Here is a 14695-nt window from a genome sequence, read left to right on the forward strand (position 1 = left end):
CAAGGGTCGTGGATCGTGCGGTCACCGGCGGAAGAAGTTCGGTCGAATCACCGTCGAGTCGTACGTCTCGCGGTACACCGGGGTCGCGGAGCCGGCGATCGGCGGCACGATCCAGCCCCACTCGGCGTACACGGTCTCGCCGGCGCGTCGGCGGGCCTGAGTGTAGCGGTGGAACTGGTCGGTCATGGTGTGGTGATCCACCATCCGCACCCCGGCCGCCTCGAAGGAGGTGAGCACCGCGACCGTCAGCTCGATCAACGCCCGGTCCTTCCACAAAGTACGGTCGCCACTGGTGTCCAACCCCATGCCCTTGGCGATGGTGGGGAGCAGGTTGTACCGCTCGACGTCACCGAAGTTGCGGGCGCCGATCTCGGCGGCGACGTACCAGCCGGTGAAGGGCGCGCCCGGGTAGACCACGCCGCCGATCTCCAGCTGCATGTCCGACACGGTGGGATAGGCGTACCAGCGCAGGCCGAGGTCGGCGAACCAGTCGTAGGAGGGGTGGGTGATCGGGATGTCCGGGCAGGTACGCGGGTCGAGCTCGCGCCAACCGCAGCCGTCGCGGCCGTGCACCAGGACGGGGAGCCGGTCGAACATGCCGGACCGGGGCTGCCAACCGGCGCCGACGAGCAGGTCGGTCAGCTCCGCGTTGGCCGGGTCACCCCGCACACTGCCGTCCGGCTGCCGGTAGCCGGCGTACCGGACGAGCTGCGCGTTGGCCACCGAGGGGCCCCGTGCCCCGGGGGCGTCGGGCGCGAAGACGGTGATCACCGGGCGGATGCCGCCGTCGTGGTACGCCCAGTCCAGGTGCTGCTCCAACTCCTGGACGACCCCGTCCACAGTCGCCACGTCCCGGCGGTCCCGCACGATCAGGGTGCGCCAGTAGAGCTGGCCGATGCAGCGGGTGTGGTTGCGCCAGGCCAGCTTCGCGCCGTACTCCAGCTCCTCGAAGGTGTGCGCGTAGGTCCCGGTCGCGGTGATCTCGGCGAGCACCGCGAGCCGGCGCTGCCGGTGGCGCCGGGCGTCCCAGCCCAGGTCCTGCGCGCAGGTACGCAGAAAGGCGACCGCCTCCTCGGCGAGGCTGGTCGGCCGGCGGTCGGCGCTCAACGGGCGCTCGCCGGGATCGGTGGGTGCGGTGGTGGCCGCGGTGACCGGGCAGCCCGATCCGGGCCGGCCCACCCGTGCTGTCTCCAGGTCTGCCGGTTGTTCGCGCACGCACGGTTCGCTCACCCGACTGTCCGCCTTCCGGTACCGATCGCGATCCGCCGCCCCGACGGGGCACAGCGGTGTCTGCCGGCGGTTCCCCTGACACGCCGATTCGCAAGGTAGAGAGAGTGGTTAACGAATGCGGCCAACGAACATGAAATAGCGATTGAACGCTCCGCTGTGGTGGCCGGACCGCTGGCTGCCGGCGGCCGCAAAGCATTCCGGGTAGCGACGATCGGGAATGTCAGATCCCGGTCAACTGCCGGTGGGGCGCAGGTCAGGATCGTGGCGCGGTCCGGTCAATCAGCCGCCGGCCGCATTGCCGGCCCCGATCACACCGGCCTAGAGTTCCACCGAAAGCGGTCGCCGGACTCCTGTGTGTACAGAAGGAGTGATAGCAGGTGGACAGTCATGGAGTAACCGGACCGGTGCCACCTCGTACGGCACGGGTGCCGATCGCGTCGGTGGTCGCCGGCGAGACCCCCCGCCTCGACGGGATCAGCGCCGAACACGTCCACCTCCTGGCCACCGCGGCCGGCCCGCTGCCGCCGGTGCTGGTGCAGCGGACGACCATGCGCGTCGTCGACGGCCTGCACCGGCTGCACGCCGCGATCGCCGCCGGTCACGACACCATCGAGGTCGAGTTCTTCGACGGGCCGGAACGGACCGCGTTCGTCGAGGCGGTGCGGGCCAACATCAGCCACGGTCTGCCGCTGACCCTGGCCGACCGGCGGGCCGCCGCCGAGCGGATCGTCCGGCTCTGTCCGCAGTGGTCGGATCGGATGGTGGCGGCCGTGGTGGGGCTGTCGGACAAGACCGTGGCCAAGGTCCGCCGGGGCGCGGCCACGGACGTGCCGCCGCCGGACACCCGGATCGGCCGGGACGGGCGGGCCCGGCCGGTGAACAGCACCGCCGGCCGCTGGATCGCCAGTGAGCTGATCGAGCAGCGTCCGCAGGCCTCCCTGCGGGAGATCGCCCGGGAGGCCGGCATCTCCGTGTCCACGGTGCGCGACGTCCGGCAGCGGATGCGCCGGGGCGACGCGCCGGTCCCGGCCCTGTCGACCGCGGTGGCCGACCCTCCGGTGGCCGTGGGGCCCCCGGTGGCCCCCGACGGCAGTTCCCTGCTGGAGGGGCTCAAACGCGACCCCTCGCTGCGCTACAACGAGGTGGGTCGGGAGCTGCTGCGCTGGCTGGAACTGCGCACCATCCGCACCACCGAGCTGGGCGGGATCGCCGAGCGGGTCCCGCCGCACGCGGCGGTGATCGTGGCCGGCGTGGCCCGCCGGTGCGCGGCGGTCTGGGAGAACCTGGCCCAGGAGCTCGAACTGCGTACCGACGCCCCGGCCGAGGCCATCCGGCCGCCGGTGCGCCCCGGCTGCCGGAGCTGACCCCGGTACGACCTTGACCAGTTTCTCCGTCTCCAGACCAGAGGACGACATGGGTGACACCGATCCGGACGTGATCATCGTAGGTGCCGGGCCGGTGGGCCTGATGCTGGCCGGGGAGCTCCGCCTCGGCGGAGTCGACTGCGTGGTGCTGGAACGGTCCAAGGAGCCCACCGACCAGTCCCGCGCCCTCGGCTTCACCGCGCGCACCATCGAGACCTTCGACCAACGGGGCCTGCTGCCGCGCTTCGGCACCGTCGACACCATCCCGGTGGGCCACTTCGGCGGCGTGCCGCTGGACTACCGCGAGATCGAGGGCGGCTCCTATGGCGCCAAGGGGGTGCCGCAGTCGCTTACCGTCGCGGTGCTCTCCGACTGGACCCGGGAACTCGGCGTCGACGTACGGCGAGGGTGGGAGGTGGTGGGGTTCACCGCCGGCGCCGACGGCGTCGAGGTCGAGGTGGACACCCCCGACGGGCCGCGCGTGCTGCGCGCCGCCTACCTGGTCGGCTGCGACGGCGGTCGGAGCACGGTCCGCAAGCGCGCCGGTATCGGCTTCCCCGGCTACGACGCCCGGATCGAGATGTCCTTCGCCGAGGTCAGCGGGGTGCGGGTGCGTCCCCGGCCGAACGGTGAACGGGTCCCCGGCGGCCTGGTTCTGGCCTTCCAGCAGGGCCCCGAGCTGTTCCGGGTCACCTACCACGAGCGCGGGGTGGTGCCGCGTCGCGGCGACGAGCCACCCACCTTCGCCGAGGTCGCCGCCGCCTGGGAACGGCTGACCGGGGAGGACATCCGCGGCGGTACCCCGCTGTGGGTCGGCCGGTTCACCGACGCGAGCCGGCAGGCGGGTGAGTACCGGCGGGGTCGGGTGTTGTTGGCCGGGGACGCGGCGCACATCCATCTGCCGATCGGTGGTCAGGGGATGAGCGCGGGGGTGCAGGACGCGGTCAACCTGGGGTGGAAGTTGGCCGCCGAGATCAAGGGGTACGCCCCGGCCGGGCTGCTGGACACGTACCACACCGAGCGGCACCCGGTAGGTGCCCGGGTCATCCTCAACACCGTCGCCCAGCGGCTGCTCTACCTCGGCGACGACCAGATGCTGCCGCTGCGGGAACTCTTCGCCGAGCTGATGACCCAGGAGTCCGTCCGGGCGCACCTGATCGGCATGGTGACCGGCCTGGACATCCGGTACGACGTCGGCTCCGGCGACCACCCGCTGCTCGGCCGGCGACTGCCCGACCGGGAACTCGTCGGCGTCGAGGCGGGGTCCACCTTCGGACTGCTGCACCCCGCCCGGGGCGTGCTGCTCGACCTGGCCGGCTCCGCCACGCTGCGCGACGCGGCCGGACCGTGGGCCGACCGGGTCGACACGGTCACCGCCCGGCTGGCACCGGACGGCGTGGCCGAACAGTTCGACGGCGTCGACGCGCTGCTGGTCCGCCCGGACGGGTACGTCGCCTGGGTCGGCGGCCCGGGGGCCGCCGGTGGTGTCCCGGTCGGTGGCCCGGGGGCCGCCGGCAATGCCCCGGTCGGTGGCCCGGGGGCGGTGGCGTCCGGGCTGGTCGACGCGCTCACCCGCTGGTTCGGCCGGCCCGCCGGCCCCCGAGGCAAGGAGTAGCCGTGTCAGCCGAACCGATCGCCCTGGTCACCGGGGCCAACAAGGGACTCGGTCTGGAGATCGCCCGGCAGTTGGGCCGGCGTGGGGCCACCGTCCTGCTCGGGGCGCGCGACACCGACCGGGGTCGGCGGGCGGCCGAGGCGCTGACCGGCGCGGGACTGTCCGCCGTGGCGCTGCGGCTCGACGTGACCGACGGCCGGTCGGTCGCCGACGCGGCCGACCGGATCGGGCAGCGGTACGGGCGGCTGGACATCCTGGTCAACAACGCCGGCATCGCCGGTGCCTTCACCGGTCCGCCCAGCGAGGTGACCCTGGCGCAGCTGCGCGAGGTCTACGAGACCAACGTCTTCGGCGTGGTGGCGGTGACCAACGCGATGCTGCCGTTGCTGCGGCGGTCGGCGGCCGGGCGCATCGTCAACATGTCCAGCGAGGTGGGATCGCTGACGGTCAACTCCGCACCGGACTCCCGGTTCCGCGACTACCACCAGCTCGCGTACCAGTCCTCGAAGACCGCGTTGAACGCGGTGACCGTCGCCTACGCCAAGGAGCTGCGGGACACCACGATCAAGGTCAACTCCGCCAACCCGGGCTTCACCGCCACCGATCTCAACCACCACCGCGGCCACCAGAGCGTCGAGCAGGGCGCGGTGGTGGCGGTCCGGCTGGCCACCCTCGGCCCCGACGGACCCACCGGCACCTCGCAGGACGACACCGGCATCATCCCCTGGTGACCGGGCACCGCCGGGAACGTGTCAGGGGCGGGCCCGTGGATCGGGCCCGCCCCTGACGCGTGTGTCGTTCAGGCCTCAGCCCGCTTGCCGGTGACGAACTCGACAACCGCCGGGCAGAGCACCTCCGCCGGTACCTTGTGCCACACCCCGGGCAGCGTGACCTGCCGGCCGTTGGGCAGCGCGGCGGCGGTGGCCTCGGCCGCCACCCGGAGCCACTCGCTGGTGCTGTCGCTGTTGATGACCAACGTCGGCACGTCGAGCCGGGCCAGCCGCTCGACCGGCAGCCGGCCGTCGCCGCAGACCGCGGTGTCGTACGGCAGGGTGTGCGCGACCGCCTCGTTCGCCGGCCACATCGGACCGGCCCGCCAGGTGGCGATCTCCTCCGGGGTGAAGCCGACCATCCCCTCCAGGAAGTACTCGGCGGCGGCGCCGCGCTTCTCCTGGTCCAGCAGCGACTGCAGGTGCTCGGCGAAACCGTCCGGCGGGCGTTGCTGGCCGGGCATCCGGTAGGGCGGTTCGAGCAGGACCAGCCGGGTGATCCCGATGTCGGCCATCGCCGCCTCCAACGCCAGGATGGCGCCGCTGGAGCCGCCGAAGACCGCCGCCTCGCCGCCGGCCTCGGCGATCACCGCCGCCAGGTCCTCGATCTCCCGCTCCACGGCGTACGCGGGGGAGTCGCCGCTCTCGCCACGTCCCCGCCGGTCGTAGACATAGGTACTCAGGTACGGCGCCAGCCCGGGAACGATCGGGTTGAAGATGGTGTGGTCCCGGAACCCGCCACCGAGGAGTACGAGGGGAGGGCCGTCACCGGCCTGTTGGTAAGCGATCGTGGTGCCGTCCCGCGAAACGACCTTGCGCATCACGCTCTCCTGTTCCGGTGTCGTCGTGCGTCCGGGACCCCACGCACCGTTGCCGGACCGACGCCCGCACGGAATCCACCGTGCACATGACGCCGCTCACTGCGGTGTACGTGGTGATCCGGATGGATAACGCGATAACAGCCGAGGCGCAGAATCCGCCCCGCCGCCAGTCCCCCGACCGCCGCGCCCAGGCCGGAAATTACCCACCCACCCCCACCACCGTCAACACCCACCCCGCCCCCCGCCCCCGCCCCCGGTGATCATGAAGTTATTGCCGTGACCCGCCGGTGTGGGTGACGACAACTTCATGATCACCGCGAAGGGGGTGGGGGTGGGAGTGCGGGTTTCCGCGGTTGTACGGGGGGTGTGGTCGTACGGTTGTTGGGCTTGTTGGGGCGGTCTATTCTCGGCGGGAAGTGAGCCACGCTGTCTGGTCGGTGCGTGAGAAACCGGCCCTTCGAGGTGGCAGGAAAAGGGGCCGGTCGCCATTTCTGGCGACCGTGCGACCAGGAATCCCAGAATGGCCGTGAATACCGTGGGAGGTATCCGCATGTCCTCCGTGCCCGCTCCATTCGCTCTCCTCGACCTGATTCAGGGTTCGATGGTCACCCAGGCGATCCACGCCGCCGCCACGCTCGGCATCGCCGACACCCTCGCCGAGGGGCCGTTGAGCGCCGAGGAGATCGCCACCCGGGTCGGGTCACACCCCGACGCCACGTACCGGTTGCTCCGGCTGCTCGCCAGCCGGTCGATCTTCGTCGAGCGCGACGGCACGTTCGCGCTGACCCCGATGGCCGACGCCCTGCGGGCCGACGCGCCGATGTCGATGCGCCGGATCGCCCTGCTGATGGGGCACCCCATCCACTGGGAGGACTGGAACCACTTCACCGAGACGATCCGGACCGGTGAGCCGAGTCTGCCCAAGGTCCGGGGCATGAGCGCCTGGGAGTTCTTCGGCACCAACCCCGGGTACGCGCAGGTCTTCTTCGAGGGCATGGGCAACCTGTCCGAGATGGAGACCGAGCCGCTGGTCGAGGCGTACGACTACACCCGGTTCAACAAGATCGTCGACGTCGGTGGTGGTCAGGGCACGCTGCTCGCGGCCATCCTGAACAAGGCGACCGACGCCAAGGGCGTGGTCTTCGCCCCCTCGGTTGCCGAGGTGGCGCAGCAGGTGGTGGAGCAGGCCGGGGTAGCCGACCGGTGCACCGTCGAGCCCGGCAACTTCCTGGAGAGCGTCCCGACCGGCGGCGACGCGTACCTGCTCAAGCACATCGTGCACGACTGGCCGGAGGCCCAGGCGGTCGAGATCCTGAAGAAGGTCCGGGAGGCGGCCGGACCGGGCAGCAAGCTGCTGTTGATGGAGTTCGTGCTCCCCGAGGACAACGAGCCGCACAGCGGCAAGCTGGTCGACCTGTGGCTGATGCTGCTGGTCGGGGGCAAGGAGCGGACCGCCGCGCAGTACTCGGACCTGCTCGCCAAGGCGGGTTTCCGGCTCACCGGGGTCACCACGACGACCTCGCCGATCGCTATCGTCGAGGCGGAGCCGGTGTGACCGGTACCCGCTCGGACCGCTCGCCGGTCCCGGACGGACGAGGGTGGAAACCATGACCTCCCAGACCCGAAGCGCGCTTGTCGTCGGCGGTGGCATCGCCGGCCCGGTGGTGGCGATGGCGCTGCAGAAGGCCGGCGTCGAGGCCACCGTGTACGAGGCGTACCCGAGTCCGGCCGACAGTGTGGGCGGCGGGCTGAGCATCGCCGCCAACGGACTGAACGCCCTCGACGTGATCGGCGTCGGGGACGTCGTACGTCGGGTCGGCACGCCGATGCGGGGCACCGTCATGCAGAACTGGGCGGGCAAGGTGCTCGCCGAGTTCAGCCCGCCGGCGCACCTGCCGCCGGCACAGTTCGCCTGGCGTGGCGACCTGTACCGGGCGTTGTCCGACGAGGCGACCCGGCGCGGCATCCGGACCGTCTACGGCAAGCGGCTGGTCGCCGCCACCGACACCGGTGACCAGGTGGACGTCTCCTTCGCCGACGACACCCGGGCCAGCGCCGACGTCCTGGTCGGCGCGGACGGCATCCGCTCCACGGTACGGTCGCTGATCGATCCGGGCGCGCCGCGCCCCGAGTACGCCGGCCTGCTCGGTTTCGCCGCCCCGGTGGCCGACACCGGGCTACCGCCGACCGGGGGCCGGCTGCACCTGAGCTACGGCAAGCACGCGTCCTGCGGCTACCTGGTCTACCCCGACGGTGCGGGCGGCTGGTTCGTGAACCTGCCCCACCGCGAGCCGATGACGGTGGCGCAGGCCCGGGCGGTGCCCGCGCAGGAGTGGCTGCGGGTGCTGCGGGAGGCGTTCCGGGACGACCGGTCCCCGGCGCCGGAGCTGTTGCGTCGCAGTGATCCGGCGGACCTGCTGATCACCGGCCCGCTGGAGACCATGCCGACGGTGCCGACCTGGAGCCGGGGCCGGATGGTGCTGGTGGGTGACGCGGTGCACGCCGCCTCACCCAGTTCCGGGCAGGGCGCCTCGATCGCCGTGGAGAGCGCGGTGCAACTGGGTAGGTGCCTGCGGGACCTGCCCTACGGCGAGGCGTTCGCGGCGTACGAGCGGCTACGCCGGGAGCGGGTGGAGCGGATCATCAACGCGGCGATCCGGACCAACCGCAACAAGGCCAGCCCGGTGGCCCGGATGGCGCGCGACCTGTTGATGCCCATCGCGATGAAGGTGGCGATGCGGATGGTCAAGCCGGAGAAGATGGCCTGGCAGTTCGAGTACCGCATCGACTGGGACGAGCCGGTCGTCACGCCCGCGGGTAGCGCCCACGCGTGAGCCGGTCGGTCGGCCCGACGCGATTCGGTCGAGTGCATATCGCCGGACGAGCCGGGCCGCCGACCGGCGACGGGGATCGTCGGCAAAATGACAATCGCCGCCCCGACGGCTGCTTTTGATCATGTCGGTAAGGGCCATACCGCACAAAGGAGGGAAACCGACCATCCACAGCGGCCTGCCGGCATCCGGGCGACGGCACTGTGGCAGTAGGAGAGTTGATATTCAGCACGTTGTATCCTAGCCTTGGCGCTGGCGTTCGACGTCCTGGCAGGCATTCTCGTGTCTGATCCCTACCCTGTATCACACGGCTGAAGCACATGGGGAGAGCCGAAAGTGAATGCTGGCGTAATCGTTGTCGGCGCCGGACCCGTCGGATTGATGCTCGCGGGTGAGCTCCGACTTGGTGGCGTGGACGTCGTCGTATATGACAAGTTGCCCGCTCCGTCGGGCGAATCACGGGCCCTCGGTTTCACCCGGCGGGTGGCCGAGGTGTTCGAGCAGCGCGGACTGCTGTCCCGCCTCGGTGAACTGACCCAGGGCCGGCAGGGCCACTTCGGTGGCGTCCGTATCGATCTCGGCCGGCTCGACGAGAGTCACCACGGGGTGTTGGGCCTGCCTCAGTCTCGGACCGAGGAGATGCTGGCCGGCTGGCTGGCCGAGCTCGGTGTGCCGGTCCGGCGCGGGTACGAGGCGGTCGAGGTCCGGCAGACCGGGCAGGACGTGACGGTCGTCTTCGACGGACCGCAGGGTCGGCACGAGGCGACCGCCGGTTACCTGGTGGGTTGCGACGGTCCGCAGAGCACCGTGCGTACGGCGACCGGCTTCGAGACCACCGGATGGCCGGCCACCCGGGGCATGTACATGGCCGACATCACCGGTGTCGAGCTTCGCCAACGTCCCATCGGCGAACGGGTGCCCGGCGGCAACATGGTCCTGGCGACCGACCTCGGTGACGGCTACTACCGGGTCCTCATCCACGACCGGAGCCTGCGGCCCCGGCCGGACTCCGAGCCGCTGACCTTCCCCGAGGTCGCCGACGCCTGGCAGCGGATGACCGGTGAGTCCATCCACGCGGCCCGGGCGCGCTGGACGTGCGCGTTCAGCAACGCCGCCCGGCTCGTCACCGAGTACCGGCGCGGCCGGGTGCTGCTCGCCGGGGACGCCGCGCACGACACCCCGCCGTTGGCCGGCTGGGGGCTGAGCGTGGGCATCCAGGACGCGGTCAACCTGGGTTGGAAGCTGGCCGCGGTGGTCGGTGGTCGGGCACCGGAGAGCCTGCTCGACACGTACCACACCGAACGGCATCCGCTGGGCCAGCAGTTGCTGCGCAACACCCACGCCGCCTCGACGCTCTACCTGACCGGCGACGAGCTGGAGCCGCTGCGTGGCGTCCTGCGCGAGCTGGTGGAGCACCGCGACGCCGCGGGCCACCTGGCCGGAATGGTCAGTGGGCTGGGCATCCGGTACGACCTGGGCGACGGCCGGCACCCGCTGCTGGGCCGGCGGATGCCGCCCGACCGGGAGCTGGTGCGGTCCGACGGCAGCCGGACCCGGGTCGCCGAGCTGCTGCACGCCGGCCGTGGGGTGTTCGTCGACACCGGCCACGCCGTCGAGCCGGACGGTTCCGGCACGACGGCCGGGGCGGTCGCCGGTTGGTCCGACCGGGTCGACGTGGTCACCGGTGACTGGGTCCAGGACGGGCCGGGTGACCCCGCGTACGCCGCGTTGGGCTCGGTGCTGATCCGGCCGGACGGCTACCTCGCCTGGGTGGCGCCCGACGGCGGCGACCTCACCGAGGCGCTGGACCGCTGGTTCGGCGCCGCCCGTTCCGCCCTACCCGCCGAGCCGGCCGCCGTGTCGTGACTGTCCCGTCGGTGACGCAGGAACGCCCGGTCGGGCTGACCGGGCGGTTCGTGGGTGGTGGGCGCGTTGATCTCGACCCATGGCCAGTGGGATCGACAACCATGGACGATTGAATAGGAGAACCATGGAGAATTCAGCGAGGACCGCACCCATTCTCGTCACCGGTGGCACGGGCACGTTGGGCAGCCACGTCCTGCCGCGGTTACGTGAGGCCGGCCGTCAGGTCCGGGTGCTCAGCCGGAGCAGCCGTCCCGCCGCCGACGGCGTCGAGTACGTGACCGGGGACCTGCTCAAGGGTGAGGGGGTCGAGTCGGCGGTGGCCGGCGTCGGGACGATCCTGCACCTGGCCGGTGGTCCCAAGGGCGACGACGTGGCGACGCGCAACCTGGTCCAGGCCGCTGCCAAGGCCGGCGTGCGGCACCTGGTGTACATCTCGGTCATCGGGGCCGACCGGGTTCCGCTCGGCTACTTCAAGGCCAAGCACGGTGCGGAGCAGGCCGTCAGCGGCTCCGGTATTCCCTGGACGACGCTGCGCGCCGCCCAGTTCCACGACCTGGTCCTGACGGTGTCGGAGAAGATAGCGAAGATGCCGATCGTCCCGATCCCGTCGGTGATCCGGTTCCAGCCGGTCGACTCGCGCGACGTGGCGGACCGCCTCGTCGAGCTGACCCTCGGTGAGCCGGCCGGTCTCGTGCCCGACCTCGCCGGCCCGAAGGTCGCCCCGCTGGCCGACCTGATCCGCGGTTACCTGCAGGCCCGGGGCAAGAGCAAGCCGTTCCTGTCCATGCCGTTGCCGGGCAAGCCCGGCAAGGCGTACCGCAACGGGGACAACCTCACCCTGGAGGGCGCCCAGATCGGCAAGCGCAGCTGGGAGGAGTTCCTGGCCGAGCGGGTGCGCTGACCGCACCACACGGATTCCGCCGGCCCCCCGGGCGCGCCGGACCTACGGTCGAGCAGACCGGGGCCCGCCGCGCCGTCGGGGGCGGCGGCGTTCACCCTGCAGCACGACGACACAGACCAGAACGACCAGCGCCGCCCCGAGCGAGGCCGGGGTGACGGTCTCGCCGAGCAGGACCGCCGACCAGAGCAGGGTGAGTACCGGCTGGGTCAACTGGAGCTGACCGACCTGGGCGACGCCCCCTCGGGCCAGTCCGGCGTACCAGGCGAAGAAGCCCAGGAACATCGAGACCACGGTGAGGTAACCGAAGGCCGCCTAGGCGGTGGCGTCGGCGCGCAGCGGCCGAGCGTCGCCCTGGCCGCCGCGGCGGCCACCGAGGGCGTCGTCGTCTTCCCCGGCCGACCCTGGTACGCGGCCGAACCGCCGGCTCCGCACCTGCGACTGACCTACGCCGCAGCCAGGCCCGAGGAGATGGACGAGGCCGTCCGCCGGCTGGCCCGTGCGCTCGACACCGGGCGGGTCCAGCGGACCTGACGGGCAGCCGCCCGCCGGATCTTCGTGCGGCCGGCCGGGCTCCGCCCCCAGCGTGACCCCCGGCGGCATGACACGGGGGCGCGTCCCCCGGCGAGGCCGGGGAACGCGCCCGTGGTCGTACCGGTGGATCAGGGCAGGGTCAGCCGGACGATCTCGCCGCCGCCCGGCGAGGCGACACCCTTGTTGGAGATGTAGGCCTTGTTACCGGAGACCGCGATCCCGGAGGGGGCGATCAGACCGGTCGGCGCCCAGCGGGTCTTGGTGCCGTTCTTCTCCACCCGGACGACCTCGCCCTGGCTGGGCGGGAAGAACGCCCCGTTCTGCGCCATCGACAGGGTCAGCAGCCGGCCCTGGGTGTCGAAGGCCAGGTCGATCAGGAGGGTGAAACCGTCGGCGTAGACGGTGGGGGCCTGGCCCGGCACCACCCGGTAGACCCGGGCCGTGCCGGTGCCCGAGGGGCTCAGCTCGGCGACGTACAGTGCGCCGTCCGGCCCGACCTCGACGGCGGTCGGCGCGCTCTGCACCACCTGGCCACCGATGGTCTTGGTGGGCAGGGCGGCCAGGGTCTGGACGGTCCCGTTGGTCCGGACCCAGAGCAGCGAGTTGGCACCCGTGTCGACCACCGCGAAGCCGTCGCCGTAGGCGGTCATGCCGTACGGGTTGGACTCCTTCTCCGCCCCGGTCGGCGCGCCCGCGCCACCGTCGGGGTTGTTCGTCACCTCGTACACGCCGAAGTCGGCACCGAGCTGCGGCGTCGTCGACGGCAAGGTGAAGGTGAGCAGCCGGCCCATCTCCGGGCCGTTGGCGCCGAACGGGTTCGCCCCGGTCACCGGGTTGACCCCGGAGGCCAGGTTGGACATGAGCACGGCCGGCGTCCCGTTGCTGGACAGCGCGATGTCGGCCGGGCCGACCCCGTACGCACCGTCGGCCGCGTTGCCCAGCGACGGCAGGTTCTGCACGATCCGCTGCACCTGGCCGCTGGTCACGTACGCGACCGAGCCGGTCCGGCCGAGGCACTTGGTGCCCACGCACTGCAGGTTGCCGCCGGTGCCCGCCTCGGCCACCACCACCTGGTTGCCGACGGCGATCAGGTGCCGGGGCTGGTTGAGGCCGGTGGCGAAGACGGTGAGCTGCGGTGTCGACGTGGTACCCCTGGGGCCTGCCTGGGCGGTGGCCGATCCGGAGACCAGCAGGGTGGCCACGGCGGCGGACACCAGCAGCGCCCGCGCCTTGAGGTTCATCATTCTCGTTCTCTCTCTGTCGTCAGTTCCGGCCACGCCTGGGGCGTGGCCGGGGCGGGGCAGCAGCGGTGCCCTGGCGCGGGCACCGCAGGCGTCATCGCCGGCCGGCCGGGGTGGCCGTCCGTACCGACGGTGGTGCCGTATGTGGGGGAGCCCGGGGTGGTGTACCCCGGGCTCCGCGACTCAGGAGGGTGCCGCTGTCCGGACCAGGCCGGCGGCCTCCGCCGCGGCCCGCTCGGCCTCGGCGTCGGCGCGCGCCGCCTCGACCAGCTCACCGGTCGGGGTCAGCCGGAACGGGGCGTCCCCGGCGAGCTTCCAGTCGAAGCCCTTCGCGATCTCGAAGAGGTCGGCCTGGGTCAGCGGGCCGCCGCGCTCCTTCTCCACGTTGAGCGCGGTCGGGTGGTAGTTCTCGTACCCGCCGGGCATGTGCAGGGTGAGGAAGTGCGCCTCCGTGGTGGCCGGGGTCGCCCAGGTGTGCTCCGAACCGCGGCTGATGTGGGCGAGACCGCCGGCGCCCAGCTCCACCACCTCGCCGTCGACGTACATCACCAGGGCACCCGAGACGACGAAGTAGGTCTCCTCGGAGTTGGGGTGGGTGTGCAGCGGCGGGCCGGCGGTGGCGGCGGCCACCCGGGCCTCGACGAGGGCGGCGGCCCCTCCGGTGGCGGCGCTGGAGAGCACGATCTCGAAACCGCGGCGGCCGTCAGGGCGCTGACCCGGCAGGACGATGGTCGTCATGGCTACCTTTCGCAGGACGATGAGCAGAGGTGGGAGGGGGTACGGGTGCTACCGCACCGGGTCCGGGGTGCGCTCGGCCGAGCGGGTGTGCACCACCCGGTAGGTGTTCGAGATGTAGCGCGTGGTCAGCGCGTCCACCCGGGCCTGCATCTTGCGGCGGGGCGCCGGCCACTGCTCCGCCGGGAAGTCCCGGTACTCCTCGTAACGCTCCTGGGACTCCCACTGGGCGTAGCGGACCACGAAGGCGCCCTCGTAGCCGCGGGCACCGATGCCGCGCAGCACCGTGTGCGACCGGTAGCCGGGCACGTTGCCCAGCCACTTCACGGTCGGGCCGAGCGCGTCGACCAGGTCGTCCTGCCCGTCGGCGTCGACCCCGAAGAACTCGATGACGGTGTAGTCGCCCCGGTCCGGGGAGACCTCGACCGCCTCGCCGCCGGCCCGGCCGACCTGGGTGTAGGCGACCTGGTTCTGCAGCAGCATCATCGACGTGGTGATCTCACTGAACGTCGGGATCGTACGGTGCTTGAACTTGTCGTCGGCGTAGCGCGCCTGCAGGTCCTCGACGCCGCGCCACTGGATGAAGTTGGCCGTGCCGGCCTTCTCCACCCCGCTGTGCACGGTGCTGGAGATCCAGCCCGGGAAAGCGGCGGTGTCCACGATGGCGCGCATCTCGTCCAGCAGCCGGTCCTGCTTCTCCGGGGCGTCGGTGGTGAAGACGTTGAGGACGGTCAGGTAACCGTCTTCGGCAGATACCTTCGGCATGTCGTTCCTCTTTCGGTGACGGCGG

At 71.8% G+C, this 14695-nt stretch carries 14 protein-coding genes; 8 read left to right on the top strand and 6 right to left on the bottom strand.

Annotated elements, in window-relative coordinates:
- Positions 1 to 21 precede the first annotated feature (21 nt).
- Entirely contained in the window at positions 22 to 1230 is a 1209-nt protein-coding gene (locus tag ACN28G_RS06090; RefSeq protein WP_421478652.1) for a nitric oxide synthase oxygenase, read from the bottom strand.
- A 404-nt stretch (positions 1231 to 1634) separates the two neighbouring features.
- Here ACN28G_RS06090 and ACN28G_RS06095 point away from each other — a divergent pair, with 404 nt between their 5' ends.
- The 3 genes from ACN28G_RS06095 to ACN28G_RS06105 are packed head-to-tail and all read left to right on the top strand — an operon-like array spanning position 1635 to position 4940.
- Positions 1635 to 2594, top strand: coding sequence for a transcriptional regulator protein (locus ACN28G_RS06095; RefSeq protein WP_421478653.1), 960 nt, complete (start codon positions 1635 to 1637; stop codon positions 2592 to 2594).
- Positions 2595 to 2643: 49 nt separating this feature from the next.
- Positions 2644 to 4209 (top strand): FAD-dependent monooxygenase, encoded by a 1566-nt coding sequence (locus tag ACN28G_RS06100; protein ID WP_421478654.1) that lies wholly within the window; start codon positions 2644 to 2646, stop codon positions 4207 to 4209.
- Between the two features lie 2 nt (positions 4210 to 4211).
- Complete coding sequence (locus ACN28G_RS06105; protein ID WP_421478655.1) at positions 4212 to 4940, top strand: SDR family oxidoreductase; 729 nt, start codon at positions 4212 to 4214, stop codon at positions 4938 to 4940.
- A 68-nt stretch (positions 4941 to 5008) separates the two neighbouring features.
- On the opposite strand, the gene ACN28G_RS06110 is transcribed toward ACN28G_RS06105, so the two are convergent.
- A complete protein-coding gene (locus tag ACN28G_RS06110; RefSeq protein ID WP_091436016.1) occupies positions 5009 to 5800 on the bottom strand; it encodes an alpha/beta fold hydrolase in 792 nt (263 codons plus the stop codon).
- 86 nt (positions 5801 to 5886) lie between these two features.
- Between ACN28G_RS06110 and ACN28G_RS06115 the strand changes: the two genes are divergently transcribed.
- The 5 genes from ACN28G_RS06115 (at position 5887) to ACN28G_RS06135 (ending at position 11398) form a co-directional block, all read left to right on the top strand.
- Positions 5887 to 6060, top strand: coding sequence for a hypothetical protein (locus ACN28G_RS06115; RefSeq protein WP_421478656.1), 174 nt, complete (start codon positions 5887 to 5889; stop codon positions 6058 to 6060).
- A gap of 290 nt (positions 6061 to 6350) precedes the next feature.
- The gene (locus ACN28G_RS06120; protein ID WP_091436022.1) at positions 6351 to 7355 is read left to right on the top strand and encodes a methyltransferase; all 1005 of its coding nucleotides are present in this window, start codon (positions 6351 to 6353) and stop codon (positions 7353 to 7355) included.
- A gap of 52 nt (positions 7356 to 7407) precedes the next feature.
- Positions 7408 to 8634 (top strand): FAD-dependent monooxygenase, encoded by a 1227-nt coding sequence (locus ACN28G_RS06125; RefSeq protein ID WP_421478657.1) that lies wholly within the window; start codon positions 7408 to 7410, stop codon positions 8632 to 8634.
- 333 nt (positions 8635 to 8967) lie between these two features.
- Entirely contained in the window at positions 8968 to 10497 is a 1530-nt protein-coding gene (locus tag ACN28G_RS06130) for an FAD-dependent monooxygenase (protein WP_421478658.1), read from the top strand.
- 124 nt (positions 10498 to 10621) lie between these two features.
- Positions 10622 to 11398, top strand: coding sequence for an SDR family oxidoreductase (locus ACN28G_RS06135; protein WP_421478659.1), 777 nt, complete (start codon positions 10622 to 10624; stop codon positions 11396 to 11398).
- A 42-nt stretch (positions 11399 to 11440) separates the two neighbouring features.
- Here ACN28G_RS06135 and ACN28G_RS06140 read toward each other — a convergent pair whose 3' ends face one another.
- The 4 genes from ACN28G_RS06140 to ACN28G_RS06155 form a co-directional block, all read right to left on the bottom strand.
- Positions 11441 to 11680 carry an EamA family transporter gene (locus ACN28G_RS06140; protein WP_421478660.1) on the bottom strand — a complete coding sequence of 80 codons (240 nt, stop codon included), beginning with the start codon at positions 11678 to 11680 and terminating at the stop codon, positions 11441 to 11443.
- 377 nt (positions 11681 to 12057) lie between these two features.
- Complete coding sequence (locus ACN28G_RS06145; RefSeq protein WP_421478661.1) at positions 12058 to 13170, bottom strand: ScyD/ScyE family protein; 1113 nt, start codon at positions 13168 to 13170, stop codon at positions 12058 to 12060.
- A 183-nt stretch (positions 13171 to 13353) separates the two neighbouring features.
- Positions 13354 to 13908, bottom strand: a complete 555-nt coding sequence (locus ACN28G_RS06150; protein WP_091436036.1) for a cupin domain-containing protein — start codon at positions 13906 to 13908, stop codon at positions 13354 to 13356.
- Positions 13909 to 13956: 48 nt separating this feature from the next.
- Positions 13957 to 14670, bottom strand: a complete 714-nt coding sequence (locus ACN28G_RS06155; RefSeq protein WP_091436039.1) for an antibiotic biosynthesis monooxygenase — start codon at positions 14668 to 14670, stop codon at positions 13957 to 13959.
- Positions 14671 to 14695: the final 25 nt, after the last annotated feature.

Source organism: Micromonospora sp. WMMA1923, from assembly GCF_049179195.1.
Taxonomy (GTDB): Bacteria; Actinomycetota; Actinomycetes; order Mycobacteriales; family Micromonosporaceae; genus Micromonospora; species Micromonospora yangpuensis.